This window comes from Paracoccus pantotrophus, from assembly GCF_008824185.1.
Classification (GTDB): domain Bacteria; phylum Pseudomonadota; class Alphaproteobacteria; order Rhodobacterales; family Rhodobacteraceae; genus Paracoccus; species Paracoccus pantotrophus.
Map to the genome: position 1 here is coordinate 810,127 of NZ_CP044423.1, position 13,330 is coordinate 823,456.

At 68.3% G+C, this 13,330-nt stretch carries 14 protein-coding genes; 8 read left to right on the forward strand and 6 right to left on the reverse strand.

Annotated elements, in window-relative coordinates; translation table 11 throughout:
* Window positions 1-2: 2 nt before the first annotated feature.
* Window positions 3-275: a 50S ribosomal protein L27 gene (gene rpmA / locus ESD82_RS03905; RefSeq protein ID WP_024844466.1), complete on the forward strand. Its 273-nt coding sequence runs from the start codon at window positions 3-5 to the stop codon at window positions 273-275.
* A gap of 110 nt (window positions 276-385) precedes the next feature.
* On the forward strand, window positions 386-931 hold the full coding sequence (locus ESD82_RS03910; protein ID WP_024844467.1) for a GNAT family N-acetyltransferase: 546 nt from the start codon (window positions 386-388) through the stop codon (window positions 929-931).
* 296 nt (window positions 932-1,227) lie between these two features.
* Here the strand turns inward: ESD82_RS03910 and ESD82_RS03915 are convergent, their stop codons facing one another.
* Entirely contained in the window at window positions 1,228-1,737 is a 510-nt protein-coding gene (locus ESD82_RS03915; RefSeq protein WP_147428938.1) for a hypothetical protein, read from the reverse strand.
* Between the two features lie 129 nt (window positions 1,738-1,866).
* On the opposite strand from ESD82_RS03915, the gene ESD82_RS03920 reads away from it, so the two are divergent.
* A complete protein-coding gene (locus tag ESD82_RS03920; RefSeq protein WP_024844469.1) occupies window positions 1,867-2,274 on the forward strand; it encodes a SufE family protein in 408 nt (135 codons plus the stop codon).
* A gap of 2 nt (window positions 2,275-2,276) precedes the next feature.
* On the opposite strand, the gene mnmA is transcribed toward ESD82_RS03920, so the two are convergent.
* Window positions 2,277-3,446: a tRNA 2-thiouridine(34) synthase MnmA gene (gene mnmA, locus ESD82_RS03925; RefSeq protein WP_024844470.1), complete on the reverse strand. Its 1,170-nt coding sequence runs from the start codon at window positions 3,444-3,446 to the stop codon at window positions 2,277-2,279.
* Between the two features lie 163 nt (window positions 3,447-3,609).
* On the opposite strand from mnmA, the gene sciP reads away from it, so the two are divergent.
* The 4 genes from sciP (at window position 3,610) to recG (ending at window position 9,203) form a co-directional block, all read left to right on the forward strand.
* The gene (gene sciP / locus ESD82_RS03930; protein WP_147428937.1) at window positions 3,610-3,885 is read left to right on the forward strand and encodes a CtrA inhibitor SciP; all 276 of its coding nucleotides are present in this window, start codon (window positions 3,610-3,612) and stop codon (window positions 3,883-3,885) included.
* Window positions 3,886-3,977: 92 nt separating this feature from the next.
* Window positions 3,978-4,694, forward strand: a complete 717-nt coding sequence (gene ctrA / locus ESD82_RS03935; RefSeq protein ID WP_024844472.1) for a response regulator transcription factor CtrA — start codon at window positions 3,978-3,980, stop codon at window positions 4,692-4,694.
* A gap of 121 nt (window positions 4,695-4,815) precedes the next feature.
* Window positions 4,816-7,113 (forward strand): NAD-dependent DNA ligase LigA, encoded by a 2,298-nt coding sequence (gene ligA / locus ESD82_RS03940; protein ID WP_147428936.1) that lies wholly within the window; start codon window positions 4,816-4,818, stop codon window positions 7,111-7,113.
* A complete protein-coding gene (recG, locus tag ESD82_RS03945; protein WP_147428935.1) occupies window positions 7,089-9,203 on the forward strand; it encodes an ATP-dependent DNA helicase RecG in 2,115 nt (704 codons plus the stop codon). Before ligA ends, recG begins: the two co-directional genes overlap by 25 nt.
* Before the next feature lie 352 nt (window positions 9,204-9,555).
* Here recG and ESD82_RS03950 read toward each other — a convergent pair whose 3' ends face one another.
* Complete coding sequence (locus ESD82_RS03950) at window positions 9,556-9,993, reverse strand: iron-sulfur cluster assembly scaffold protein (RefSeq protein WP_024844475.1); 438 nt, start codon at window positions 9,991-9,993, stop codon at window positions 9,556-9,558.
* A 60-nt stretch (window positions 9,994-10,053) separates the two neighbouring features.
* Here ESD82_RS03950 and hisI point away from each other — a divergent pair, with 60 nt between their 5' ends.
* Window positions 10,054-10,419 (forward strand): phosphoribosyl-AMP cyclohydrolase, encoded by a 366-nt coding sequence (gene hisI, locus ESD82_RS03955; protein WP_024844476.1) that lies wholly within the window; start codon window positions 10,054-10,056, stop codon window positions 10,417-10,419.
* Here the strand turns inward: hisI and gluQRS are convergent.
* The 3 genes from gluQRS to ESD82_RS03970 form a co-directional block, all read right to left on the reverse strand.
* Window positions 10,401-11,264: a tRNA glutamyl-Q(34) synthetase GluQRS gene (gene gluQRS / locus ESD82_RS03960; protein ID WP_147428934.1), complete on the reverse strand. Its 864-nt coding sequence runs from the start codon at window positions 11,262-11,264 to the stop codon at window positions 10,401-10,403. The two genes, hisI and gluQRS, sit on opposite strands and share 19 nt — an antisense overlap.
* Window positions 11,243-12,583, reverse strand: coding sequence for a methylenetetrahydrofolate--tRNA-(uracil(54)-C(5))-methyltransferase (FADH(2)-oxidizing) TrmFO (gene trmFO / locus ESD82_RS03965; protein WP_147428933.1), 1,341 nt, complete (start codon window positions 12,581-12,583; stop codon window positions 11,243-11,245). The genes gluQRS and trmFO overlap by 22 nt, the downstream gene beginning before the upstream one ends.
* A 113-nt stretch (window positions 12,584-12,696) precedes the next feature.
* Window positions 12,697-13,326: a 50S ribosomal protein L25/general stress protein Ctc gene (locus tag ESD82_RS03970; protein WP_024844479.1), complete on the reverse strand. Its 630-nt coding sequence runs from the start codon at window positions 13,324-13,326 to the stop codon at window positions 12,697-12,699.
* Window positions 13,327-13,330 lie beyond the last annotated feature (4 nt).

Below are 13,330 nucleotides of genomic sequence, written 5' to 3' on the forward strand. Positions count from 1 at the left end.
CCATGGCACATAAGAAAGCAGGCGGTTCGTCCCGCAACGGCCGCGATTCGGCCGGTCGTCGTCTCGGCGTGAAACTCTTCGGCGGCCAGCAGGCCGTTGCCGGCAACATCATCGTGCGTCAGCGCGGCACCACCTGGTGGCCGGGCCAGAACGTCGGCATGGGCCGCGACCATACCCTGTTCGCGCTGGCCGACGGCCATGTAACCTTCAAGAAGGGTCTGAAGGGCCGCACCTATATTTCCGTGCTTCCCGCCAATCTCGAGGCCGCCGAGTAAGCCGATTTCAACGCCCGGACGTCAAATTGGGGGATCGGCAAGGCCGGTCCCCTTCGCGTTTTCCGGGGCCGTACCCATATGATTGCGAGTAATTGGGGGAGAAGAGTGACATGAACGAATTGATTTCCTCGGACGCACGGCAGATCGAGATCGTGACCGAGCGCTTCGTCCTGCGCCCGCTTCGGGCATCGGATGCCGGGCTCATCGCGCATTACACCGCCGACCGACGCGTGGCCGAGGGAACCCGTTCGATCCCGCACCCCTTGCCGCCCGGCGCGTCCGAGGCCTATGTCCGCCGCGCCATGGCGGCCGACCGGGACGAGGATGTCTGGGCCATCGACGGCTCGGCCAACAAGCTGGCCGAGGTTCTGGGCGTGGTCTCGCTGACCCGGATCGACAAGGAGCAGTCCGAACTGGGCTTCTGGATCGGCGCAGGGTTCTGGAACACCGGTTTCGCGACCGAGGCGGTCTCGGCCCTGGTCGAGGCCAATCCGCACGGCTCGCGCACCCTGTTTGCCGAGGCGTTCCAGGACAATCCCGGCTCGGCGCGGGTGCTGACCAATTGCGGCTTCGAATATCTCGGCGATGCGGAGAGCTGGTCCGTGGCGCGCGATGCCCGCGTGCCGACCTGGACCTATCTGCGCAAGATGGCCTGACCGGCCCGCGGCCACCGGCATTTCGAGAGCGGCCCGCATGGTCTCATGCGGGCTTTTCCTGCCGCGGCGGCCACCCTGCCTGCGTTCAGCCCAAGACTGTGCATTCCCGGCACGTCGGCGCGGTGATCGGATGGCGGATGGGGCGATGCGGCAAGGTCGCCATGGGTATTTGAGGAACGAAGAAGACAGGGGCGACGCCATGATCTTCACCGTTTCCCAAATACCCAAGGTGCCACCGCGCCGGCCGCGGTTTGCCTGCAGCCCTGCGCGCGGCCGAACCGGGCTTGTGCCCGGCGTCAGCGGCGCAGCGTGATCGCGTTGCCGGCGCCGGTGATCACCACCTCGCGCAGGTCCGCCAGGGCGGCGTTGGGAAGCGTCAGCGCCACCGTCACCGTGTCGCTGGCGGGCTGCGGCGGATTGGCGGCGGCGAAGCTGTCGGGCAGGGGCGGCTGGCCGACCAGCCGCAGGCGCAGCACGCCGTCCTGATCGGGGCGGATGCGTCCCCTCGGCATGGGCACCTCGGTGATCAGCGCCACCTTCCACCAGCCCTTGCTGGCGGCAAGCCCAGTCACGACCAGCATCCGCCCTTCGTAGAGCGGTTCCCATTTCGCGCTGGTGACCTGGGCCAGCGGCAGGCGCCCGTCCTGCACCGTGGTCGGATAGCCGCCCTCGGGTTCCAGCGACTGCTGGGGCGCCGCGCCGCCGCCGAACCAGCGGAACGGGTTGAGGCTGCTGTCCCCCATGCGGCCGCAACCGCCCAGCACCAGCATCGCACAGGCAAGAATGCCCAAGGTTCCCGATCGCATGAAGGCTGCCCCCGTTTGTCCCAAGTCTTTGCCGCAGTGATAGGCCAAGTCGGGCGGGCGCGAAAGCCTCTTTGACCTTGCGGGCCCATCGCGCTATGCCAGTGCCGCCCGATGCAAGAGGATGCCCCGATGGCCACGCCCGCCTTTGAAGAAATCGCCGAGACCTTCGATTTCCTGGAGGATTGGGAAGAGCGTTATCGCCATGTCATCGAACTGGGCAAGGCGATGGCGCCGATGGACCCCTCGTTGCAGGTGCCCGCCACCAAGGTCGAGGGCTGCGCCAGCCAGGTCTGGATCATGCCCCGGATCGAGGACGGGCGCTTCGACTTCCAGGGCGACAGCGATGCGCTGATCGTGCGCGGGCTGATCGCCATCCTGCATGCGCTTTATTCCGGCGTGCCGGTGCAAGAGGTGGCGGCGATCAATGCCAGCGCCGAACTTGGCCGGCTGGGGCTGGAGGAGCATCTTTCGGCGCAGCGATCCAATGGGTTGCGCGCCATGGTCGAGCGCATCCGCCTGCTGGCTGCGGCGGCCTGAACTCAGCCGCCGCGGCGGTGTGCAATCCAGCCGCCGCCCAGCACGCGGCTGCCCTCGGTGGCATAGAAGACGCAGGCCTGGCCGGGGCTGACGCCTTCCTCCGGGGCCAGCAGTTCCACCTCGGCACGCCCATCGCCGGTCGCGCGCAGGATGGCCGGGCGCGGCGGCCGGGTCGAGCGGATGCGGGCGGTGATCGGGATTTCGCCGGCAAGCGGTTCGTCGCCCAGCCAGTTCACCTCGGTCACGGGCACGATCCGGGTCGCCAGCGCCTGTTTGGGGCCGACGACGACGCGCCGCGTTTCGGGCTCCAGCCGCACCACGTAAAGCGGATCGCCCAGGCCGCCGATGCCCAGGCCGCGGCGCTGGCCGATGGTATAGTGGATCACGCCGCGATGCGTGCCCAGCACCTGGCCGTCCATATCCACGATTTCGCCGGGATCGGCGGCGCCGGGACGCAGCTTCTCGATCACGCTGGCGTAATCGCCATTCGGCACGAAGCAGATGTCCTGGCTGTCGGGCTTGTCGGCAACCGCAAGCCCGTATTGCGCCGCCAGCGCCCGCGTTTCGGCCTTGCTGGCCAGCCCCCCCAGCGGGAAGCGCAGGAAATCCAGCTGCTCCTGCGTGGTCGAGAACAGGAAATAGCTCTGGTCGCGGTTCGGATCGGCCGCCATGTGCAGCTCGGCGCCCTTCGCGCCGTCGAAGCGGCGGATGTAATGTCCCGTCGCCATGCAATCGGCGTCAAGCTCGCGCGCGGTCTCCAGCAGGTCGCGGAACTTCACCCGCTCGTTGCAGCGGATGCAGGGCACCGGGGTGGCGCCGGCCAGATAGGCGTCGGCGAATTCCTCGATCACCGATTCGCGAAACCTGTTCTCGTAATCCAGCACGTAATGCGGGAAACCGATGCGCTCGGCCACGCGGCGGGCGTCGTGGATGTCCTGCCCGGCGCAGCAGGCGCCCTTTTTCGCCAGCGCCGCGCCGTGGTCGTAAAGCTGCAGGGTCACGCCGATCACGTCGTAGCCCTGCGCGGCCAGCATGGCGGCCACCACCGAGCTGTCGACCCCCCCCGACATGGCCACGACCACGCGCGTCTGCGCCGGCGGCTTGGCAAAGCCCAGCGAATTCATGGTCGAATCTGGCGCGGCATGGCGCAGAGAGGGGCTTGGCGCTGTCATGGATCGTCCTTTGCGCGGGCGCGCTGCTCTGGCCCGCAGTTCATGACATTTATAGGCAAAAACCGGCAATTCTCAAGGGCCGGGGCCGGAAAAACCCTGAGCCGCTTCACCGGGGCTTAAGAAGTTTGCGCGACAAGGAGGCAGAGAGAACAGGGACTTGCCGATGTTTTTGAAGAAAACGCCCGGTCTGCGCACCGCGATCCTGCCCGATGGCAGCATCCTGACCCAGGCCGATCTGCCCCAGCCGCAGACCCGCTGGGTGGCCAGCCGCAAGGCGGCGGTGGTCGATGCGGTGCATTACGGTCTTCTGACGCGGGACGAGGCGATTCGCCGCTATGGCCTGACCGAGGAAGAGTTCGACGCCTGGGCCCGCGCCTTTCGCCAGCACGGTCGCAATGCGTTGAAAATCACGCATATGCAAAAATTTCGGCAACCATAAGTTGAGACAAATTTGATAAATAAACCGGTAACGTGATATTAACCTTTTGCTGGGAGGTTTTGCCAGTAGCCTGGTTAGCAAGGGGAAATGACATGCGAATCCTTCTGGTCGAGGATGATCCGACCACGGCGCGCAGCATCGAGCTGATGCTGATGAACGCGAGTTATAACGTTTATCGCACCGACATGGGCGAGGAGGGCATCGACCTTGCCAAGCTCTATGATTACGACCTGATCCTGCTGGACCTGGACCTGCCGGACATGCACGGGATGGAGGTGCTGCGCCAGATCCGCATGTCGCGCATCGACACGCCGATCCTGATTCTGACCGGCTCGGACGACACCGAAAGCAAGCTGCGCGGCTTCGGCTTCGGCGCCGACGACTACATGACCAAGCCCTTCAACCGCGACGAGTTGGTCGCCCGCATCCAGGCCATCATCCGCCGCTCCAAGGGCCACAGCCAGTCGGTGATCCGCACCGGCGAGATGGTGGTGAACCTGGACGCGCGCTCGGTCGAGGTGGGCGGGCGCGCGGTCAACCTGACCGGCAAGGAATATCAGATCCTGGAACTGCTGAGCCTGCGCAAGGGCACGACGCTGACCAAGGAGATGTTCCTGAACCACCTTTACGGCGGCATGGACGAGCCCGAGTTGAAGATCATCGACGTCTTCGTCTGCAAGCTGCGCAAGAAGCTGGCGGCGGCGATGAACGGCGAAAGCCATATCGAGACGGTCTGGGGTCGCGGCTATGTCCTGCGCGATCCCGCCTCCGAGATGCAGAATCCCGAGCGCATGGCCCTGCGCGCCTGAGCGTCGCGGGCGTCGGGGTCGCGCAACGCCGTGGGGCCGGCGCTGGACAATCCCGCCTTCGCCCCGGTATCACCTGCTGCGCAGATCACGGCCCACGGGGCCGGCAGAAGGCGGAGGGCAGATGGCCGGAGATGACGAGGATCGGACGGCTCCCGCGGGGGAGCCGGCAGTGCCGGCGGCGGCCTTGCCGCCCGTTTCGAGCCTGGACGCCGAGGCCGCCGCGGCCGAGCATGCCCGGCTGAGCGACGAGGTGGCGCGGGCGAACCTGGCCTATTACCAGGAAGACGCGCCCTTCATCAGCGATGCCGAATACGACGACCGCAAGCGTCGGCTCGAGGAGATCGAGGCGCGTTTCCCCCAGCTTGCCCATCCCGGCAGCCCGACCGAGCAGGTCGGCGCCGCGCCCGATACGCGCTTTGCCAAGATCCCGCATCGCCTGCCGATGCTGTCGCTGGAAAATGGCTTCACCCAGGGCGATGTCGAATCCTTCGTGCAGCGGGTGCGCTCTTTCCTCAACCTGGCTTCGGGCGCGCCGCTGGAGATCACCGCCGAGCCCAAGATCGACGGGCTGTCGCTGTCGCTGCGCTACGAAGGCGGGCGGCTGGTCCAGGCCGCGACCCGCGGCGACGGTGCGGTGGGCGAGAACGTGACCGCCAATGCCCGCACCATTGCAGACATCCCCGGCCAGCTTGCCGGCGACGGCTGGCCCGAAATTCTGGAGATCCGCGGCGAGGTCTACATGTCGCATGCGGATTTCGAGAAGCTGAACCAGTCCGACAGCGGCCGGGTCTTTGCCAACCCGCGCAATGCGGCGGCGGGCTCGCTGCGCCAGCTCGATCCCAATGTGACGGCGGCCCGGCCGCTGCGCTTCTTTGCCTATGCCTGGGGCGAGGTCAGCGCGCCTTTTGCCGACACGCAGATGGAAGCGGTGCGGCGGATGCGGGATTTCGGCTTCCAGACCAATCCGCTGACCCGGATCTGCGGCTCGGTGCAGGACATGCTGGCCGCCTGGACCGAGATCGAACAGATGCGCGCGACCTTGGGCTATGACATCGACGGCGTGGTGTATAAGGTCAACGATCTGGGCTATCAGGCACGGCTCGGCATGCGCTCGACCACGCCGCGATGGGCCCTGGCGCACAAGTTCCCGGCCGAGCGCGCCTGGACCCGGCTGGAAGCCATCGACATCCAGGTCGGCCGCACCGGCGCGCTGAGCCCGGTGGCGCGGCTGCATCCGGTGACGGTGGGCGGCGTCGTCGTCTCGAACGCCACCCTGCATAACGAGGATTACATCGCCGGCCGCGGCGCCGACGGCAGCGAGATCCGCGGCGGCAAGGACATCCGCATCGGCGACTGGGTTGAGGTCTATCGCGCCGGCGACGTGATCCCCAAGGTCGCGGACGTGGACCTGGCCAAGCGCCCGCCCGAGTCCGTGCCCTACGCCTTCCCCGAGACCTGCCCGGAATGCGGCTCGCCCGCCATAAGGGAAGAGGGCGATTCGGTCCGGCGCTGCACCGGCGGGCTGATCTGCCCGGCCCAGGCGGTCGAGAAGCTGCGCCATTTCGTCTCGCGCGCCGCCTTTGACATCGAGGGGCTGGGCGCCAAGCTGGTCGAGGAGCTGTTCCGCGATGGCTGGATCGCCGAACCGGCCGACATCTTCACCTTGCAGGACCGCTACGGCCCCGGCCAGCCCAAGCAGTTGAAAAACCGCGAGGGCTGGGGCGAGAAAAGCGCCGCCAGCCTGTTCCAGGCCATCGAGAAACGCCGCGAGATCCCGTTCGCGCGGCTGCTTTTCGCTCTTGGCATCCGTCATGTCGGTGAGGTCGCGGCGCAGGATCTCGCCCGCCATTACGGCAGCTGGGAGGCGCTGGAGGCGGCGCTCGACACCGCGCGCCCGGCGGCTGTGGCGCATCGCCTGGCCGAGGATGCGGCTCAGGCCGAGCGCGCGGCCGCGCAGGCCGAGGGCCGCCGCGCCCGGCCGTCCGAGGCGCGCGCCGCCGCGCTGGCGCAGGTCGATCTGCCGCCCGAGGCCAGTGCGGCCTGGGCCGGGCTGATCGCCGCCGACGGCATCGGCCCGGTGCTGGCCATGTCGCTGTCGGACGCCTTCGCCAATGCGCGCGAGCGGGCGGCGATCGACCGGCTGCTCGGCTTTCTGACCGTGCTGCCGCCCGAGAAGCGTGCCGCCGACAGCGCCATCACCGGCAAGACCCTGGTCTTTACCGGCACGCTGGAAAAGATGACGCGGGCCGAGGCCAAGGCGCGGGCCGAGGCGCTTGGCGCCCATGTCGCGGGCTCGGTCTCGGCCAAGACCGACCTGCTGATCGCCGGCCCCGGCGCCGGGTCGAAGGCGAAGAAGGCCGCCGAACTGGGCATCAAGGTCATCGACGAGGACGAATGGCTGGCGATCGCCCAGGGGTGACGCCGGGCCGCCCGCCGGCGCTGTTTCCGCTGTTCGCGGGTGTCGAGACCCTGCCGGGCGTCGGCCCGCGCGCGGCCGAGGCCTTTGCCCAGATGGGCGTGACGCGGCTGCGCGACCTGATCCTGACCCTGCCGCATTCCGGCATCCGCCGCCGCCCGATCGCCTGCCTGACCGAGGCCCGCCCGCCCGAGATCGTCACCGTGGCGATCACCGTGCAGCGCCACAGCCCGCCCACGGCCAAGGGCCGGCCCTGGCGGGTGCATTGCTCGGACGGCAGCGCCGATCTGCAGCTGGTCTTTTTCCATCCGCGCAAGGACTGGATCGAAAGCCAGCTGCCTTTGGGCGCGCGGCGGCTGGTTTCCGGCAAGATCGAGCTGTTCGACGGCATGGCGCAGATGGTGCATCCCGACCATATCGGCGCCGAAGGCACGGATCCGCCGCCGGATTTCGAGCCGGTCTATCCGCTCTCGGGCCGGCTGACGCAGGGCGTGGTGCAAAAGGCGGTGCAGGTGGCGATGGGGCGGCTGCCGCCGGCGGGGGAATGGATCGACGCCTCGGTCCTGGCGCGCGAGGGCTGGCCGGCCTGGGCCGCGGCGCTGGCCCGCGCCCATGCGCCGGAAGGGCCGGCCGGCCTGTCGCCGACCGATCCGGCCCGGGCGCGGCTGGCCTATGACGAGCTGCTTGCGCATCAGATGACGCTGGCGCTCTTGCGCCGCGACCGGCGGCGGCAGGCCGGGTTGGCCACGCAGGGGGACGGGCATCTGCGCGCTAGGGTGCTGGCCGGGCTGCCCTGGCCGCCGACCGGGGCGCAGCGCCGCGCGGTCGAGGAGATCGCCGCCGACATGGCCGTGCCGCGACGGATGAACCGGCTGCTCCAGGGCGATGTCGGCGCCGGCAAGACGCTGGTCGCCTTCCTCGCGCTGCTGGTCGCGGTCGAGGCGGGGGGGCAGGGTGTGCTGATGGCCCCGACCGAGATCCTCGCCCGCCAGCATTTCCGCGCGCTGGAGCGGCTGGCGCGGCTGGCCGGCATCCGGCTGGAGGCGCTGACCGGCCGCGACAAGGGCGATGCCCGTGCCAATATCCTGACCGACCTCGCCGAAGGGCGGATCGACATCCTGGTCGGCACCCATGCGGTGATCCAGAAATCGGTCGCGTTCCACGACCTGCGGCTGGCCATCGTCGACGAGCAGCACCGCTTCGGCGTCAACCAGCGCATGGAACTGGGCGCCAAGGGCGGGCATCTGCCGCCCGATATGCTGGTGATGACGGCAACGCCGATCCCGCGATCCTTGGCGCTGGCGCAATTCGGCGACATGGACCTGTCGGTGCTGGACGAAAAGCCCGCCGGGCGGCAGCCGATCCGCACCACGGTGATCTCGGATGCGCGCATGGCCGAGGTGGTGGCGCATCTGGCCCGGGCGCTCGAGGGCGGGGCGCGGGCCTATTGGGTCTGCCCGCTGGTCGAGGAAAGCGAGGCCATCGACCTGACCGCGGCCGAGGCGCGCTTCCAGGAGTTGCGGGCGCGGTTCGGCGATCAGGTGCGGCTGGTCCATGGCCAGATGCCGGCCGAGGAGCGCGATGCGGCCATGGCCGATTTCGCCGCCGGCCGGGCGCGCATCCTGGTCGCGACCACGGTGATCGAGGTCGGCGTCGACGTGCCCGAGGCGACGATCATGGTGATCGAGCGCGCCGAAAGCTTCGGCCTGGCGCAGCTGCACCAGCTGCGCGGCAGGGTCGGGCGCGGCTCGGGCGCGTCAAGCTGCCTGCTGATGTATCACGAGCCGCTGTCCGAGACCGGCCGACGGCGGCTGACCATCCTGCGCGAGACCGAGGATGGTTTCCGCATCGCCGAGGAAGACCTGGCGATGCGCGGCGCCGGCGACGTGATCGGCACCGCGCAATCCGGCCTGCCGCGGTTCCGCATCGCCGACCTGGAACGCCAGGCCGGGCTGATGGCGCTGGCGCGCAAGGATGCGCAGAACTTCCTGGAGCGCGACCCGGCCATGGAAAGCGAGCGCGGCCAGGCCGTGCGGCTGCTTCTGTGGCTGATGGAGCAGGACCGCGCCATCCGGCTGATCAGCGCCGGCTAGATGTTCGCATGATGTTCTTAAAAAGTTCTTTACTTTGTTCGCCGCTCATGAGAACAAAGCATAAACGAACCTTGGAGAGACCCATGACCCGCCAATCCCTCTCTGACCTGCTTGGCACCGTCGCGATTTCGGTGACCGCGATCATCCTGTTTTCGCTGCCCTCGATCCTGGCGGCCTGATCCCTTACTGCCCCGCGCAATCGACGGCCCTTCGCCTGGGGCCGTAACCTTCCCCCGGACGATCATGCGCGCAACTGCCGGTCCCCTGCGGGCCGGCTTTTCTTTGTCCGGGCGCATGTGCCGGTTGCGCCGGCAGGTGCCTCCGGCGGGGGGTATTTGGGAAACGGTGAAAATCAGGCCGGCGAGGCGTCGATGGCGCCGAGCAGCGCCTCCCAGGCCAGCAGGATCGAGGCATGGCGGTTGGGGAATTCGCGGGCGGGCAGCAGGGCCTCCAGTTCGTCGAAGGGGGCGGCGGGGGCGGGACCGTCAGCTTTTAGCATGGCCTGCAGTTCGTCGCGGGCGCGCGCGATTTCGTCGCGCGAGCGGCCAAGCGCGGTGCGGCCCAGCACCCCGGCCGAGGCCTGGCCCAGGGCGCAGGCCCGCACCTCCTGCGCGAAATCGGCGATGCGGCCGTCCTGCATCGCCACATGCGCCGTCACCGAGGAGCCGCATTGCGGCGAACGGCGATGCGCGCTGCCCGTCGCATGGTCGAGCTTGCCCAGATGCGGGATATCCGAGGCCAGCGCCAAGATGCGCCGGGAATAGAGCTGCATCAGGTCGCTGTCGGACATGGTCTTTTCCCTTGCTGCCGCCCGGTCTAGATAGGGACGGCAAGCCCGAAAGGAAAGCCGATGTTCGACCCTGCCAGCCTGAAATATGACGCGAAGGGCCTGATTCCCGCCATTGCGCAGGATCATCAGAGCGGCGAGGTGCTGATGATGGCCTGGATGAATGCCGAGGCCGTGCAACGGACGCTGGAGACGGGCCGTGTCACCTATTGGTCGCGCTCGCGCCAGGGCTTCTGGGTCAAGGGCGAGAGTTCGGGCCATGTGCAGAAGCTGGTCGAGCTGCGGGTGGATTGCGACCGCGACTGCCTGCTTTTGTTGGTGGACCAGGCCGGGCCGGCCTGCCACACCAACCGGCGCAGCTGCTTTTATACCGCCATCCGCGGGGGAGAGGAGGTTGTCATCATGGCGCCTCAGATCCCCAGGGATTGACGGATCTGTTCGGCGCTGACGCCCTCGTCGCGGAAAAGCTTCAGCGCCCGCGCGTCGTCGCGCTTGGCCAGCCGCTTGCCCTGCTCGTCGCGGATCAGCCGGTGGTGATGATAGCGTGGTGTCGGCAGTTCCAGCAGTTTCTGAAGGACGACATGGATCCACGTTGAATCCAGAAGATCTTTTCCGCGCGTGACCAGGGTGATGTCTTGCGCGGCATCATCCACCACCACCGCAAGATGATAGCTGGTCCCCATGCCGCGCCGCGCCAGCACCACATCGCCGATGCCGGCGATGAAATCCTGCGCCGACAACTGGTGCGGCCGGCCGGGGGCGACGTTCTCGTCGAGAAAGGCGATCTCGTCGAGGCCTAGCTGGTCCAGCGCCCGCGCCGCATCCAGGCGGATGGCGTCATCAGTTCCGGCATCGGCCATGCGGCGCTGGCGGCAGGTGCCAGGATAGACCGGGCCGTCGGGACCGATCCGCGGCGCCGCGCCCTCTTGCGGGGCCGAGAGCGCGGCGCGGATATCGGCGCGGCGGCAGCGGCAGGGATAGGTCAGGCCCAGCGCCGAAAGCCGTTCGAGCGCAGCTTGATAAGCGGGCAGGCGCTGGGACTGGTGCATGACCGGCCGCGGCCAGTCCAGGCCCAGCCAGCGCAGATCCTCGGCGATCAGCGCCTCGTATTCCGGGCGGCAGCGGCCTTGGTCGATATCCTCGATGCGCAGCAGGAACTGGCCGGGATCGGCCAGCCGCGCGGCGGTCAGGGCCGCGAAGGCATGGCCCAGATGCAAGGGACCGGTCGGCGAGGGGGCGAAGCGCGTCCGGTTCAAGATTGTCCTGCAAGCCATTGCTGGAAATCGGCTTTTGCGCGGTCGGTATAGGCTGGGTAGCGGTCCTTGCGCCCCTTGCGGCCGCCGCGCATCGCGTCCAGCGGCGGGTAGAGGCCGAAGTTCACGTTCATCGGCTGGAAGGTCTTGGCATCCGCGCCGCCGGTGATGTGGTTGACCAGCGCGCCCATCGAGGTGGTGGCGGGCGGCGGCGGCAGGTCGCGCCCCAGTGCCTCGGCCGCGGCCATGCGCCCGGCCAAGAGGCCCATGGCGGCGGATTCCACATAGCCCTCGACCCCCGTCACCTGGCCGGCGAAGCGCAGGTTCGGGCGCGCGCGCAGCCGCAGCCGGTCGTCGATCAGCCGCGGTGAGTTCAGGAAGCTGTTGCGGTGGATGCCGCCCAGACGGGCGAATCTGGCGTCCTGCAATCCGGGAATGCGCCGGAAAACATCTATTTGCGCGCCATATTTCATCTTTGTCTGGAAGCCGACGATATTGTAGAGCGTCCCCAGCGCATTGTCGCGGCGCAGCTGCACCACGGCATAGGGCTTTTCGGCCGGGTTATGGGCATTGGTCAGGCCCACGGGCTTCATGGGGCCGTGGCGCAGGGTTTCGCGGCCGCGCTCGGCCATGACCTCGATCGGCAGGCAGCCGTCGAAATAGCCGGCCGTTTCCCCCTCGTGGAACTCGGTCTTGTCGGCGGCGAGCAGGGCGTCGATGAAGCCCTCGTAATCCTCGCGCGTCATCGGGCAGTTGATATAGGCGGTGCGCTCTGCCTCGGTCTCGCCCTTGTCGTAACGGCTTTGCCGCCAGCAGATCGACATGTCGATGCTCTCGGCATGGACGATGGGGGCGATGGCGTCGAAGAAGGCCAGCGAGCCTTCCCCGGTCAGGCCGCGGATCGACTGGCCGAGCGCCTCGGAGGTCAGCGGGCCGGTGGCGACGATCCAGCGGCCCTCCGTCGGCAATTCGCGGATCTCGCCGGGCTGGAAGCTGACCAGCGGCTCGGCCTGCAGCGCCTGGGTCACCGCCTGCGAGAAGGCGTCGCGGTCCACGGCCAATGCGCCACCGGCGGGCAGGCGGTGGCGGGCGGCCATGGCCATGATCAGCCCGCCCGCCGCCCGCATCTCCCAATGCAACTGGCCCACGGCGTTCATGCGGTCGTCATCCGAGCGGAAGCTGTTCGAGCAGACCATCTCGGCGCAATCGCCGGTGCGGTGAGCAAAGGTGGCGACCTGGGGCCGCATCTCGTGCAACACCACCGGCAGGCCGGCGCGGGCGATCTGCCAGGCGGCCTCGGAGCCGGCAAGACCGGCGCCGATGATATGGATCGGTTCCATGCGTTTCCCCTTCGCGTCAGGCGCGATCTCCTAGCAATCGCGGGCCATGACGGCAAGAGAAAGGGCGGCGCCCGCAGGGGTGCCGCCCGATTCTGTCCGGCCTCGGCCCGCAATCAGGCCTCGGCGGCCTCGCCTTCGGCAGCCGCAGCTTCCTCGTTATCGGCCGAGCGCAGGCCCGAGGGCGCGGCGATATTGGCGATGACGAAGTTGCGGTCGATGGTCGGCTTCACGCCGGCCGGCAGCACCACGTCGTTGATGTGGATGGTGTCGCCGATCTGGCGGCCGGTCAGGTCCACGGTGATCTGCTCGGGGATGTCCGAGGCGGTCACGACCAGCTCGACCTCGGGGCGCACCACGACCAGCGTGCCGCCGCGCTTGAGGCCGGGGGCGGCGTCGTGGTTCTCGAAGTTCACGTGGATGAACAGGTTCACGCGGGTGTTGCGGTGCAGGCGCATGAAGTCGATATGCGTCGGCAGGTCTTTCACCACGTCGCGCTGGACGCCGCGGCAGACGACGCGCACGTCGTCCTGGCCGTCGATCTTCAGGTTCCACAGCGTGGACATGAAGCGGCCGGCGCGCAGCTTGGTCAGCAGCGAGTTGAACTCGATTTGGATGGGCTGCGGCTCCTTGCCGTCGCCATAAACGATGCCGGGCACCTTGCCTTCGCGGCGAGCTTGGCGGGCGGCCCCCTTGCCTGTCCCCGCGCGTGCCTCGGCCACCAGATCCGGGATCTCTTTGGCCATGATG

Bases quoted from the DNA above. Each gene is read 5' to 3' on its own strand.
- rpmA (WP_024844466.1), top strand. From the start codon at position 3: ATGGCACATAAGAAAGCAGGCGGTTCGTCCCGCAACGGCCGCGATTCG.
- ESD82_RS03910 (WP_024844467.1), top strand. From the start codon at position 386: ATGAACGAATTGATTTCCTCGGACGCACGGCAGATCGAGATCGTGACC.
- ESD82_RS03915 (WP_147428938.1), bottom strand. From the start codon at position 1,737: ATGCGATCGGGAACCTTGGGCATTCTTGCCTGTGCGATGCTGGTGCTG.
- ESD82_RS03920 (WP_024844469.1), top strand. From the start codon at position 1,867: ATGGCCACGCCCGCCTTTGAAGAAATCGCCGAGACCTTCGATTTCCTG.
- mnmA (WP_024844470.1), bottom strand. From the start codon at position 3,446: ATGACAGCGCCAAGCCCCTCTCTGCGCCATGCCGCGCCAGATTCGACC.
- sciP (WP_147428937.1), top strand. From the start codon at position 3,610: ATGTTTTTGAAGAAAACGCCCGGTCTGCGCACCGCGATCCTGCCCGAT.
- ctrA (WP_024844472.1), top strand. From the start codon at position 3,978: ATGCGAATCCTTCTGGTCGAGGATGATCCGACCACGGCGCGCAGCATC.
- ligA (WP_147428936.1), top strand. From the start codon at position 4,816: ATGGCCGGAGATGACGAGGATCGGACGGCTCCCGCGGGGGAGCCGGCA.
- recG (WP_147428935.1), top strand. From the start codon at position 7,089: ATGGCTGGCGATCGCCCAGGGGTGACGCCGGGCCGCCCGCCGGCGCTG.
- ESD82_RS03950 (WP_024844475.1), bottom strand. From the start codon at position 9,993: ATGTCCGACAGCGACCTGATGCAGCTCTATTCCCGGCGCATCTTGGCG.
- hisI (WP_024844476.1), top strand. From the start codon at position 10,054: ATGTTCGACCCTGCCAGCCTGAAATATGACGCGAAGGGCCTGATTCCC.
- gluQRS (WP_147428934.1), bottom strand. From the start codon at position 11,264: ATGGCTTGCAGGACAATCTTGAACCGGACGCGCTTCGCCCCCTCGCCG.
- trmFO (WP_147428933.1), bottom strand. From the start codon at position 12,583: ATGGAACCGATCCATATCATCGGCGCCGGTCTTGCCGGCTCCGAGGCC.
- ESD82_RS03970 (WP_024844479.1), bottom strand. From the start codon at position 13,326: ATGGCCAAAGAGATCCCGGATCTGGTGGCCGAGGCACGCGCGGGGACA.